A 13,050-nucleotide genomic window follows, 5' to 3' on the forward strand; every position below is an offset into this window, starting at 1 on the left:
GGAAAGTTCCATTCATAAAGGAAAAAGGTATGACTTCTATAACGTCATACCTTTTTGGTCTTGTTCTCCTTGAGTACCCAGACATATTCCTCTTTCGTATTTACATTCACAAACAATTCCTTAACCGCGTTCCATTCTTCTTCCATCACATACTTTACGTTACACTGTGATAAAAGTTGTCCCATACTTCGCTTTTCTTCCTCTAATAGCGTATAAATTTTCTCTTTCATACTCTGATGATATGCCGCTAATAACGGCTGTTTTCTGCCATCAATCACTGGAACAATTGCCTCATAGCCTTCACTGATTTGTTTTACTAATGCGGTAATCCACTCATTTGAAAGGTTCGGCGTATCACAAGGCAAAATGATATACCATTCTGCTTCAATATGCTCCATTCCCGATACAATCCCTGCAAGCGGTCCATCTCCTTTATAGGAAGGAATATCTTCTATAACAGGAACATCTACTAAAGTAACAATTTTCTCTTTTATATCAGGATGACTAATTACAACTACATCTTGCACAGTAGTCTGTATCACCTGAACGATGTGTTCAATAAAAGTATGTCCTTGCCAAATCGCCAACGCTTTCGGCTCCCCAAAACGTCTCGACCTACCACCTGCTAATACAATTCCGGCGAGTTTTTTCATTGTCGATGTAGCTCAAATGTAATGTGCCCAAGCTCTGGCAAAATCAATTTGTTCATCGCAAGGCGAACAGCCCCGCTAGAACCTGGCATTGAAAAGACAACTTTTCTTCCGATTGTTCCGCCAATTGCTCTACTTAACATTGCAGCGCTTCCGATATCTTCTAAATAACTAATCATCCGAAACAATTCACCAAATCCAACAATTTCTTTATCTAATAATGCCGAAACTGCCTCAATCGTAACATCACGCTTTGTAATGCCTGTTCCTCCATTTGTTAACACCACATCAACATCTTCTTGATGATATCCACTTAATACAGCCTGTCTAATACTTTCTTTATCATCTTTTACAATTTCATAAGCAGTTACCATATGTCCTGCTTCCATTAATAATTCTTTTAATAGCTTACCACTCTTATCTGTTTCTTCTGTGCGTGTATCAGAAACTGTGATAATTTTACAGCGTACTTTTTTAGGCGCTTGCTTTTTATGTTCTATTACGCTCATTTTTATTCGCTCCTTCTTATGAACTACTCATAATTTTATCATACCTGATAGAAGTTCTCTCAAATGTGCAGTACATCACATTTACATAATTATCTAGTGAACGGCTAAAACATTATGATACAATATTGGTATATATAACCATAAAAAAGAGGTCCTATGATTCTAACCGCACATACTTAACAAGTACAGCGATTCCCCTCTTACTCGCTATTTATTTCATTGCATTTAAATTCGTGCGAAACGATCTGATAAATACTAAATAATTTTTCATAATTAGGAGGCTCGTTCATGGAACTTTATAAGAAACTCACAACGGTATTTATCCTTCTATTTATCGCTTCCATCAGTGCTGGAATGGCATTAAAGGACGCTGTCCCATACTCAGCAATCGGCGGATGGGGATTTGCGACACTCTTTTTACTATGCAGTGCATTTTGCGCCGGAAAAGCACGTCAAAAGAAAGGTTGATGACCATTGTTTCGCAAAAAACCTACACTTTGCAGATCATGCGACAAAGAAATTCAAACATATGAAAAAGCTTGGGTTCATATGCCTTTTCCTCCAAGCGGAATGACGAATATGAAAAAATATATTGAACTTGATGGAGAAGTATATTGCAGTTCGTGTGCTGGAGTATGTAAGAGCCAAAATAATACAGTAAAGTAAAGGAGGTTTTTCACTTGTTCGAAACAAATCGGATTCGTTTACGAAAGTTTTCAGAAAGTGATATTCCAACCTATTACCATTGGCGAAATGATATAGAAGTTATGAGCGCTACCAGTCTCAATCTTGATACGTATTCATTTCAGGAAGTAGAGCAATTTTGCAGGCAAATCATTCACTCCCCTACTTCTAAAAATTATATCATTGAACAAAAAAAGAGTAGCCTCCCCATTGGCATCACATCTTTAATTAACATCGATACACATAATCGAAATGCAGAATGTATTATCGATATCGGAAGGAAAGATTATTGGGGGCAGGGATACGGAAAAGAAGCATTAACTTTATTATTGGATTACGCCTTTTTAGAATTAAACTTACACCGTATATCCTTACGTGTTTTTTCATTTAATGACAGAGCGATTCACCTTTATAAAAAGCTCGGTTTTCAGCATGAAGGTACGTGTAAGGAGGCTGTATTCCGAAATGGTAAATGGCATGATATTGAAACGTTTGCCTTGCTACAGTCTAATTACAAATAAAAAAAAGCCTTGCGCTCCGCGCAAAGCTTTTCATTCTTATATTATAGACTAGCTTGCTCTTTTAAAGTTGCTGCTTTGTCTGTACGTTCCCATGAAAGATCTACATCAGTACGTCCGAAGTGGCCGTAAGCTGCTGTTTGTTTGTAAATTGGGCGACGTAAGTCTAGCATTTTGATGATACCAGCTGGGCGAAGATCGAAGTTGTTACGAACTAGTTCTACTAGTACTTCTTCAGATACTTTACCAGTGCCAAATGTATCAACTGAAATTGATACTGGTTGTGCTACACCAATTGCGTATGCAAGTTGTACTTCTGCTTTTTCAGCAAGACCAGCTGCAACGATGTTTTTCGCAACATAACGAGCTGCGTATGCTGCAGAACGGTCAACTTTTGTTGCATCTTTACCAGAGAATGCACCGCCGCCATGACGAGCGTATCCACCGTAAGTATCAACGATAATTTTACGTCCTGTTAAACCAGCATCCCCTTGTGGTCCACCGATTACGAAACGACCAGTTGGGTTAATGAAGAATTTCGTTTCTTCATCCATTAATTCTGCTGGTACTACAGCTTTGATTACGTGCTCTTTTAAGTCGCGATCGATTTGTTCCCATGTAGCTTCCGGGTGATGCTGTGTAGAAATTACAATTGTATCGATGCGTACTGGTTTACCATTTTCATCATACTCAACTGTAACTTGCGTTTTACCGTCTGGACGTAAATATTCTAATGTTTCATCTTTACGAACTTCCGTTAAACGACGAGCTAATTTGTGAGCAAGCGAGATTGGAAGTGGCATTAATTCTTTTGTTTCATTACATGCAAAACCAAACATTAAACCTTGGTCCCCTGCACCAATTGCCTCAATCTCAGCGTCAGTCATTTGACCTTCACGCGCTTCTAACGCTTGGTCAACACCCATAGCGATGTCAGCAGACTGCTCATCAATAGATGTTAAAACTGCACAAGTTTCTGCATCGAATCCATACTTTGCACGAGTGTAACCGATACCTTGAATTGTTTCACGAACGATTTTTGGAATATCTACATAAGTAGAAGTTGTAATCTCCCCCGCTACCAATACTAAACCAGTTGTTACTGTTGTTTCACAAGCTACACGTGCGTTTGCGTCTTTTGCTAAGATCGCGTCTAAAATTGAATCAGAAATTTGGTCACAAATTTTATCTGGATGTCCTTCAGTTACAGACTCAGATGTGAACAGATGACGTTGTTTTGTCATGTGGTAAACCTCCCTACAGTAATTGTATATATTGTACGGAACTCATCCTTAATTTGCCACAAACTGCGACATTCATATATTCTCCCAAACAAGTAAAAGAAAAACCTTTCCCACTTAACATAGAGGAAAGGTTTAATTTGCTACTTGCATACTGCTTTTTGCCCTTCGCTCTTATCGTTCGAGACCGTTCGCCTCGCACAGGTTTTAGCACCTATTCACTTGTATTTACCGTTACAAGTGAGGTTGCCGGGCTTCATCGGGCCTGTCCCTCCGCCAGCTCGGGATAAGAGAGTATCCGTCCCAACCTATACTAAAGAAATGATATTCATTTGTCAATTAATATTCACATATTCCCACAAGTTTTTCGGATTATTTGTCGAACGAAATATAAATAGGAAAATAATACATTCACACAAACAAAAATAAATAAATAGTATACATTATTTATATGATTGTGTTATACTCTTGTTGGGGATTACGAGAAAAATTTCATTAAAATGAAAAGGATGGTATATAAATATGAGTACTGTGAATGTCCAAATTGGATTACACGAATTACTGAACGGAAGCAATGCACAGGTTCAACTAAGCGTTCCACAATTAGTAGAAAAAGTTCTAATGAGAAATGAAGGGAAATTGACTTCTACTGGCGCTGTATCTGCTTCTACAGGAAAATATACAGGACGTTCTCCTAAAGATAAATTTATTGTGAAAGAAGCATCGGTTGCAGATAAGATCGCTTGGGGATCTGTAAATCAACCGATTTCTGAAGAACATTTTAATAAATTATATACAAAAGTATTAGAATACTTAAAAGAAAAAGAAGAATTATTCGTATTTAAAGGATTCGCTGGCGCTGATCGTAACTATCGCCTTCCATTACAAGTTGTTAATGAATATGCATGGCACAATTTATTCGTACATCAATTATTTATTCGTCCAACTGAAGACGAATTAGCAAATCATGAAGCTGAGTTCACAATTGTTTCTGCACCAAGCTTTAAAGCAGATCCAGAGATTGACGGCACAAACTCTGAAGCATTCATTATGGTTTCGTTTGAAAAACGCATCGTATTAATCGGTGGTACTGAATACGCTGGAGAGATGAAAAAATCAATCTTCTCTATTATGAACTTCTTACTTCCGGAACAAGATATTTTATCTATGCATTGTTCTGCAAACGTAGGTGAAGAAGGTGATGTTGCTCTATTCTTCGGTTTATCTGGAACAGGTAAAACAACATTATCTGCTGACCCACACCGTAAATTAATTGGTGATGATGAGCACGGTTGGTCTGATAACGGCGTATTCAATATTGAAGGCGGTTGCTACGCAAAATGTATTAACCTTTCTCATGAAAAAGAGCCACAAATTTTTGATGCAATTACATTTGGATCAGTGCTTGAGAACGTTGTAATTGATAATCAAACACGTATTGCAGATTATAATGATACTACATTAACAGAAAATACACGTGCTGCATACCCAATTGATGCGATTGATAATATCGTAGTACCAAGTGTTGCAGGACATCCAAATACAATTATTTTCTTAACTGCTGATGCATCTGGAGTATTGCCTCCAATCAGTAAGTTAAATAAAGAGCAAGCTATGTACCATTTCTTAAGCGGTTACACTAGTAAACTAGCTGGAACTGAGCGCGGTGTAACATCTCCGCAAGCAACGTTCTCAACTTGCTTCGGTTCTCCATTCTTGCCACTTGATGCATCTCGCTATGCTGAAATGCTTGGTGAAAAGATCGAGAAACATGATGCGAAAGTATTCTTAGTAAACACTGGCTGGACTGGTGGCGAATACGGCGTTGGAAAACGTATGAACTTAGGTTACACTCGTGCAATGGTACAATCAGCATTAAACGGCGAGCTTGATAACGCTGAAACAGCGAAACATGACATCTTCGGTCTTGAAGTGCCACTTCATGTACCAGGTGTACCTGATGAAGTATTAATGCCTGAACAAACATGGGCTGATAAAGCAGCTTACAAAGCAAAAGCAATCGAGCTTGCAGATAAGTTCAAAGAAAACTTCAAAAAGTTCGAGAACGTTTCCGAAAGCATTATCAAATTAGGCGGTCCAATCGCTTAATTTAACCTTTACTGTTTGAATACCCCTTTACTCATATGAATAAGTATAGTGTAGCCTAAAAAGTTCGCGTACTCACCGACAAAACCCATGCGACTTTATAGGTTACACATACTTACAATAAAAAAGAAGCTTACGCTAAAACGTAAGCTTCTTTCTATATATCTTGATTTTCTAACATATAAATCGTTGCTTGGCAAACAAATACAGATTCTCGACTCATTTTCTCCATTTGTTTTCACATGACATAGGGTAAAAAAATTCTCTGACCACTTCTATTCACCATCGAATCCTCTCTCTTACCTAAAAAAGAAAAGGTTCTGTATTTACCTATTTCTTCGCATCTTTCATGCTGTAATAGCCTAAATTAATAACGATCAAGAAATAACCACCCATAATCCCAACAGCAAATGCCCACATAACCATATGATGTTCAATTTCATACATAATAATTGCGCCGAGTATCGCTGCTGCAAAACGATTAACCATACCAAGTGTCGGTGCTTTACTCTTTTTTACAATACTATCTCCAAGCTTTTCAATACGTCTTCCTAAAATCCAAACGCAATACATACTAACGAGTAAACCAATCCCTACACCTAAAAAGTGTGCAGAAAAAGGTGTCATCGCCCAACCTAATAGCATTGCACCTAGCAAATAATACATTTGGATTTTAAATGACCTTAATGACATACTAATCATGCAGTTCTCCTTTATCATCTTATTTACATATCATCAGACTTTATCTGTTACATTCGAAAATAAACAACATAAACACTACACTTATGTTGTTAAAATATTTTTTGGAAATAATATTATACAAGATTTTTAGTTTGGAAGCAGGCGCAACTTGTGACTTTTTTTCAAACATTTCTCATAGATTTACAAAAAAGTGATATCAATCTACAAAAATATGGATATGATGTAGATATATCCACTTTCATTTTCCAACATATAAACCAAGGCCTTGGAAACAAAAAGAGATCTCCGCTCGTTTTCTCCTTCTGTTCTCACATGGCATGCGGCAAAAAAAGTTCTTACCACTTCTCCGCTCGACCAAATCCTCTCTCCCACCTATAAAGAAAGGTTTTATGTCAGTTTTTCAATTTATATGTATGTAATGAGTACACAAATAAAGGGGGCGTCTAATGATTTATTTTTTAATGGCTCTCATTCACCTCATTATCCCTGCACTTATAGGACTCTCATTATATTGGTACACAAAAGAACATAGTATCTTCTATGCTGTCCTCGGTGTTCTTCTCTCCGGAATTATTCTTATTGCACTATTCCGCATACCTTTTCTCAACTTTATCCCACTTATAATTTCAATTTTATTCCTTATGTTTTTACCAAAAATAAAAAAATAGGAAAGCAGATCATGACTGATCTGTTTTCCTATTTTGATATATATTCTGATGCGATATGCTGTGCATCAAGTTTTTCAGACTTTACCAACCATAAGCCGAGAAAGATAATACAACCACCAATCATCTGTTGGAACGAAATATGCTCTTTCGCCCATACCGCCGCAAATACAACCGCAACAAGTGGTGTAATGTACATATATACCATCGTATGTGAAGCACCAATTTTTTGAACCCCGACATACCAAATGACTAAACCAAATACCGTTACAAAGAAAATAGAATATAGTAGTGCAAACCATGACATCCCTTGTTCAATTTGGAATGGCAGCAAAAAAACATGTGGGCCGCTCAGTATAACAAGCGGAATTGCTCCAACAACTGCTGACCATGTAGTCACACGAAGTGCCGAATATTTTTTTATAAGTGGTCCAGCTAAAACTGGATATAGCCCCCAGCATATCGATGTAATGAGTCCAATTCCATTTCCATAAAAAGACCCAGCAAGTGAATGTCCTACTAATAAAACAAGGGAGGCACCGATGCAAGCTATAATAGAGCCAACTAATTTTCGCGAAGAAAACTTCTCTTGTCTAAGAAAAATTGCAAACACCGTTGTAAAAATAGGTGAAATAGAAATAAGTAAAGAAGCATTCGTAGCGGATGTATACTTTATAGTTTCCATAAATAATGTTTGATACAGCACGATTCCCACAACACTAACTACAATGAGCCTTGGTATATCCCTTAATTCCATGTACAATGACTTTTCAATATAAAATGTAAGTACTACTAATAGCGGTGCTGCTGCAATCATCCGGAGCGCAGTAAACTCAATTGCTGTAAGTTCTACAAGTCCGTATTTTCCAATTGTATAATTGATACCCCAAATCATAACCACACTTAAAAGTAATAATTCAATCCCCCATCTTCTCATATGTATCCCCTCCGCACAGAGAATTATACAGAAAATTCAATTACATGTACATTTCATTACATGAAAAATTACATAAGAAAAAGGAGCATGCAATTTGCCCCTTTTTAATAAATTATACTCGAATATGCAGTTTCATAGTTGGATTATAAAATTGGCTCGGACTTTTCAGTTGAAAATGCCCGCCTGATTCATGTAAATCAACAATAAGCTTATCATCCATAAACACAAGCTTTGTTCGATCTGCAATGAATTGTAATTTATTTGATTCAATATCGACATCACGTTCATCTTTTTCTGATACAGCCACTAAGTCGATAATCCCGCTCATCACGCAGCCGCACCCTTCATTATCATAAAATAATTTTATAAACTTTGTTTCACTTGGAATCGTATCCATAATCTTTTTATATGCTGCATCTGTTACAGTCACGTTCATTTCTCTTTCCTCCTACTTCTATACATAATTCTTATATTGTACCATTCTTTTTGTGAATTCTATCCACTTGTTATATACAGAAAATTACAACTACTATACAATGAATGTGATAAAGGAGGAGAGATTATGCCAGCCTTAAAAGAAGTACAACATGCACTAGATTCTTTATTTCAAATCAAAAAATACGGAAAAGACAGTGCCTTTAGTCGATTTATTCCAGCTGTATACGATCCAATCGAATTTCCTTGGCGACAATTTTTTGAAGCAGACTTTGTAAATACCTTTAACGGTCTTATGATAAAAGGTGCTGAAACTGTAAACACAATCTTTTTAGCTGTCTTTCCAACAGATGATGTTCTTGAAAAATTCATCTCACAATCCAAGCCAGGTGATTTACTTTTTATGCATCACCCTCTTGTGATGGAATGTGGTGATCCACTCGGAAAATCTGGACGAGGATTTGTACCTATTCCAATGCACGATTTACAAACTATCAAAGAAAAAGAACTCTCTATTTATACATGCCACGTTCCAATGGATCATCATCAAACATATGGAACAAGCATTGCGATTGCTAAAGCTCTAGAGGCCAATATAGTAGATGGATTTGCTTATGATGGAAAAGATATACCCTGTGGACTCATTTGCGAAATACATGAAACAACAACAAGCAACCTCGAACAACGTCTAAAAGAACTCTTCCACGTTCCGTACATAGACTTTGAAGGTAAACACCATGAATCTATCACAAAAATTGCGATTATCGCTGGTTGCGGTGATAAAGTAGATCTTCTCAAAGAAGCAGAAGAAAAAGGCGCCGAGGCGTATATTACAGGGGAAATTCATTGTCATATCGATAATGAATACGGCAAATACAAATATTCATTAATTATGGATTATGTGAAAGAAACAAATATGTCGCTTATCGGCGTATCGCATTCAGCTTCTGAATACTTAATAAAGAAAACTTTGATGCGTGATTGGTTTATAGAAAACTTTAATGTGGATATTGTTTTACTCCCGCAGAAGAAATGGTGGTATTAAATGAGAGGTCGAATACTTTCTTTCGCACTCCTCGTTCTTGCTTGTTTTCTATTAAGCTCATGTAAAGGTACTCCTAAGGACGAATTAAAGAAAACGGTATGGAATCAATTATCTGAGCATGCGAAAGAAGAAATAAGCACTGGCTGGAAGCATGCTACAGTTACGACAGAAACGTTGCAAGCTGGAATATCTTCTGTCAAAGATTCCTCTTATATTGGAAAAGAGGTCTATCGTGTTTCGTTTCCATCTGATCGTTCTTACAAACTTGGAAATGTAGATGCGTTTGTTGATATGAAAACGAAGAAAATCATTGGATTCGGTCTGCGAGATTAATTATAAAAAGGTACCACTAAGAATCCTTTTTTCTTCATGCTTGGCGGTTTCTAAAAAAATAATCACTTCCTTTTTCTATCAGATTTTGCTGAAAGAGTACCCCTACTTCAAACGAAGTTAAGTGGGGGAGTATTCATGTAAACATCTACCTATCAATAGGCTATATTAGCCTAAGCTATAATATGAAATATTGCATATCATTCCTTCATATCTTTATATGATATAATCCTAAGGCAATCTGTTAGTAATCCTTCTTCATGCAAATCGCTAACTTGAAAAGTTAAGGGCTACTAGAACCCAAATAATATGTAAAACTTATGACATCAAAAAAGAGAAAATTCGTTTATTGAACGGATTTTCTCTTTTTATTTTATTGCGAAATTGGAAGCACAATCTCAACCGTAGTTCCAACTCCCACTTCACTCTCAAACTGTAACTTGCCCTGATGTTCTTCAATAATCTTATATGTAACCATTAATCCTAAACCAGTTCCTTCATCTTTCGTTGTATAAAAAGCTTCGCTCAGTTTAGGAATTTTATCTTTCGGTATGCCGCATCCCTCATCCTTGATTCGAATTACCATTGCATCTTTTAATGTAACTTCAATGATAATTATTCCACCATCTTGCATGGATTCAATCGCATTTTTTATTACATTTAAAAACACCTGTTTTAAACGTTTTTCATTACATATTATACTTGGCAATTCACCTTTATAAATGGTATGTATTTTAATTCCTCGTTCCGAAGCAGGCTGTCCCATAATTCTTACCACGTATGAAAGAATATCCTTTATATCATGATTCTTGTATTCCATCGGCCTAGAATTCCCAAGCTCCACAAGTTCGGTGGCAATTGTATCGATTCTTTCAATTTCTTGCTCCATAATATCACAATATACTTTATCATCAGGATACTTTTCGTGTTGCCCTCTAATAAAACTTTTCAAAAGCATTAATGGATTACGCATTTTAAAACCGATAACTGTTGCCATCCTGCCAATTACAGCCATCTTCTCCGACTGTTGCAATTCCTTATGTGTCATTTCAATTGTGCGTATATAAGCTTGGAATCTCAATAAAATAACCCATCCTATAATCGAAAACAAGCTACAAAGGACGATAGGAACGAGAACAATAAAAGAATGTACAACCACTCCCATTAAGGCATACTTTACTATTGTTCCTCCTGCTACTAACCAAAAATAGCGCTTGTTCAAAAAGAATGGTGCAAAAAGAAAGAAAAATCCTTCCACTATATTTCCTGCATCAAAATCTAAATCTGTTCCATAGTAAATGATAAAATTATGAATAAAATCTAATGTATTATATCCTATGAAAATAATATATTTCACAGTATATGGATTCTTTCGCCTCATCACATATATTCCTACAAGCACCAATATAGTCGTAAGAATATACAACCATACCCCTAAACCTTGTTCTACAATTGGGGCCTCATTTACGCCTTCTAGCTTCGGCATAATATAATAAGATGCAACATCATAAATAAAAAAAGTAGCAATGAATAAACTTAAAAACAGCCTTAACGTTCGAACCTGTTCCCTTGTTAATCTATCAATACTGTCCATGTAGTAACTCCTCTATTCACAATACACATACTTCACAAATCTTTCCTTCTATATAAATCTATTTTGATTTTTCAACATATAAGTCTCTGCTATAAAGAACAGAAGATGGCCTGTACTCGTTTTCTCTCCTTGGAAAGATTATATGTCGATTTTCCAACTTATTCTTATATAGGTAAAATAATGTCTACTTTCGTTCCTACATTTCTTTTACTCGTAATATGTATTTCCCCATTATGTTCTTCAATAATTTTGCAAGCAACAGTAAGCCCTAAACCTATGCCATCTTTTTTTGTTGTATAGAAGGCCTCTGTTATACGATTTAAATCTTCCTCCTCTATGCCACACCCATTATCTACAATACTTACTATTACATCATCCTTGTTTCGCTTCTTTATATCTATCCAAAGTGTTCCCCCATGTCCCATCGCTTCAATCGCATTCTTTATTATATATAGAAATACTCCTTTTAATTTACGATTATCACACTCTATTTTTATTTGATCAGGTGCAACATCATAAGTGAGATACAGCTGTTTTTTGTTTATTTCTGCACTCATTTCTTTCATCGCTTTTGATACAATTTCTTCTATTAAATGACTACTATATGTAGAAGGCTTACAAGTTGCCATCGCCATCAGTTCACTTATCATATTATTTATGTGTTCAATCTCATCAATCATATGTTCATACACCTTATCATCCGCATATTTCTCTTTCTGCAATTGTGTAAATCCTTTTAATGAGGAAAGTGGATTTTTAATTTCATGTCCAACAGACGCTGCCATTTTCCCAATAACCGCGAGCTTTTCGGACTCTCGTTTTTCTATCATCACACTGTTTACAGTAGAAAGGTACTGCAAAAATCGATTCAATAGGAGATATGCTACAAATAATAAGAGACTATACATAACCAACTGCATAAATGCTGTTTTTTTCCCCAGGATCAAAAGCGCACTATATTTACCCATAATGACTAAAAATAACCACTTCAAGTACCGTTTACTCATAAAAATTGGCACAAATAAAATAAAAACAAATTCAAGTATATTCCCACCATCAAATGCTACTTTATTGTGAGTTGCATACCAGTACAAATTGAAAATCTCCGAAAGTATATAAGCTAATAAATATATATACTTAATACGATATGACTGTTCCTTGTTTACTAGATACATACTGTATGCTATTAAGCAAGCTCCATACAAAAGCGTTGGAACTTGAACCTTTAATCTTATTAGTAGTTCAGAATCTCCTAGCATAACAGAATAAGCTGTTTCATATATACCCCATACAATATTCAATACCCATAAAAAGAGTCGAGCATTTTTCTTTTCTTCTTGAAATGAGATAAAGTTTTCTTTCACTTTAACACTTCCCCAAATCCCATATACTTTCACTATATTATTATCAATATTTATTATAATAAATGATAGTAGTGTTTGACCAAAATAATATCGAATAATGCAGAAAATTTTAACCTAATTCACGAATTTGATAATTCACATAATTTTCAATAATATGTACTTAAAAACGTTATTATGTGTTATATACTGAACTTGTCAGGTTAACTGTAAAGAGAACTCCCCGGTTCTTTGTGTTTGAGCTATTTTGTCTGATTACCCCGTTATGAAATA

General features: G+C 35.8%; 15 protein-coding genes and 1 riboswitch. Of the genes, 7 read left to right on the plus strand and 8 right to left on the minus strand.

The window, feature by feature from the left end; all coding sequences use genetic code 11:
* Positions 1–44 precede the first annotated feature (44 nt).
* Positions 45–653 carry a molybdenum cofactor guanylyltransferase gene (locus BLV40_RS06175; protein WP_090688092.1) on the minus strand — a complete coding sequence of 203 codons (609 nt, stop codon included), beginning with the start codon at positions 651–653 and terminating at the stop codon, positions 45–47.
* The gene (locus BLV40_RS06180; RefSeq protein WP_090688094.1) at positions 650–1,159 is read right to left on the minus strand and encodes a MogA/MoaB family molybdenum cofactor biosynthesis protein; all 510 of its coding nucleotides are present in this window, start codon (positions 1,157–1,159) and stop codon (positions 650–652) included. Before BLV40_RS06180 ends, BLV40_RS06175 begins: the two co-directional genes overlap by 4 nt.
* 288 nt (positions 1,160–1,447) lie before the next feature.
* Here BLV40_RS06180 and BLV40_RS06185 point away from each other — a divergent pair, with 288 nt between their 5' ends.
* Genes BLV40_RS06185 through BLV40_RS06195 form a run of 3 tightly spaced genes read left to right on the plus strand, consistent with a single transcriptional unit; the run spans position 1,448 to position 2,364 of the window.
* Positions 1,448–1,627, plus strand: a complete 180-nt coding sequence (locus BLV40_RS06185) for a hypothetical protein (protein ID WP_026593798.1) — start codon at positions 1,448–1,450, stop codon at positions 1,625–1,627.
* A 6-nt stretch (positions 1,628–1,633) separates the two neighbouring features.
* Complete coding sequence (locus BLV40_RS06190; RefSeq protein WP_090688097.1) at positions 1,634–1,825, plus strand: hypothetical protein; 192 nt, start codon at positions 1,634–1,636, stop codon at positions 1,823–1,825.
* 14 nt (positions 1,826–1,839) lie between these two features.
* Complete coding sequence (locus tag BLV40_RS06195) at positions 1,840–2,364, plus strand: GNAT family N-acetyltransferase (RefSeq protein ID WP_090688098.1); 525 nt, start codon at positions 1,840–1,842, stop codon at positions 2,362–2,364.
* Between the two features lie 41 nt (positions 2,365–2,405).
* Here the strand turns inward: BLV40_RS06195 and metK are convergent, their stop codons facing one another.
* On the minus strand, positions 2,406–3,605 hold the full coding sequence (gene metK / locus BLV40_RS06200; RefSeq protein ID WP_026593801.1) for a methionine adenosyltransferase: 1,200 nt from the start codon (positions 3,603–3,605) through the stop codon (positions 2,406–2,408).
* A 168-nt stretch (positions 3,606–3,773) separates the two neighbouring features.
* Positions 3,774–3,895, minus strand: a riboswitch (SAM riboswitch).
* Between the two features lie 229 nt (positions 3,896–4,124).
* On the opposite strand from metK, the gene pckA reads away from it, so the two are divergent.
* Complete coding sequence (gene pckA, locus BLV40_RS06210; RefSeq protein WP_026593802.1) at positions 4,125–5,711, plus strand: phosphoenolpyruvate carboxykinase (ATP); 1,587 nt, start codon at positions 4,125–4,127, stop codon at positions 5,709–5,711.
* 327 nt (positions 5,712–6,038) lie between these two features.
* On the opposite strand, the gene BLV40_RS06215 is transcribed toward pckA, so the two are convergent.
* A complete protein-coding gene (locus tag BLV40_RS06215) occupies positions 6,039–6,410 on the minus strand; it encodes an ATP synthase subunit I (protein ID WP_026593803.1) in 372 nt (123 codons plus the stop codon).
* 446 nt (positions 6,411–6,856) lie between these two features.
* Between BLV40_RS06215 and BLV40_RS06220 the strand changes: the two genes are divergently transcribed.
* The gene (locus tag BLV40_RS06220; RefSeq protein ID WP_026593805.1) at positions 6,857–7,078 is read left to right on the plus strand and encodes a hypothetical protein; all 222 of its coding nucleotides are present in this window, start codon (positions 6,857–6,859) and stop codon (positions 7,076–7,078) included.
* Between the two features lie 28 nt (positions 7,079–7,106).
* On the opposite strand, the gene BLV40_RS06225 is transcribed toward BLV40_RS06220, so the two are convergent.
* A complete protein-coding gene (locus BLV40_RS06225) occupies positions 7,107–8,012 on the minus strand; it encodes a DMT family transporter (protein WP_090688101.1) in 906 nt (301 codons plus the stop codon).
* A 112-nt stretch (positions 8,013–8,124) separates the two neighbouring features.
* Positions 8,125–8,448 (minus strand): iron-sulfur cluster biosynthesis family protein, encoded by a 324-nt coding sequence (locus tag BLV40_RS06230; protein WP_026593807.1) that lies wholly within the window; start codon positions 8,446–8,448, stop codon positions 8,125–8,127.
* Between the two features lie 126 nt (positions 8,449–8,574).
* Between BLV40_RS06230 and BLV40_RS06235 the strand changes: the two genes are divergently transcribed.
* The gene (locus tag BLV40_RS06235; RefSeq protein ID WP_090688102.1) at positions 8,575–9,492 is read left to right on the plus strand and encodes a Nif3-like dinuclear metal center hexameric protein; all 918 of its coding nucleotides are present in this window, start codon (positions 8,575–8,577) and stop codon (positions 9,490–9,492) included.
* Entirely contained in the window at positions 9,493–9,825 is a 333-nt protein-coding gene (locus tag BLV40_RS06240; protein WP_026593809.1) for an outer membrane protein assembly factor BamD, read from the plus strand. It abuts the gene before it with no gap.
* Between the two features lie 370 nt (positions 9,826–10,195).
* On the opposite strand, the gene BLV40_RS06245 is transcribed toward BLV40_RS06240, so the two are convergent.
* Together BLV40_RS06245 and BLV40_RS06250 are read right to left on the minus strand one after the other, a co-directional pair.
* The gene (locus BLV40_RS06245; protein ID WP_090688104.1) at positions 10,196–11,416 is read right to left on the minus strand and encodes an ATP-binding protein; all 1,221 of its coding nucleotides are present in this window, start codon (positions 11,414–11,416) and stop codon (positions 10,196–10,198) included.
* A gap of 164 nt (positions 11,417–11,580) precedes the next feature.
* Entirely contained in the window at positions 11,581–12,780 is a 1,200-nt protein-coding gene (locus tag BLV40_RS06250; protein WP_090688107.1) for an ATP-binding protein, read from the minus strand.
* Positions 12,781–13,050: the final 270 nt, after the last annotated feature.

The sequence above is a fragment of the Bacillus sp. 166amftsu genome (assembly GCF_900107445.1).
GTDB classification, from domain to species: Bacteria; Bacillota; Bacilli; order Bacillales; family Bacillaceae_G; genus Bacillus_A; species Bacillus_A arachidis.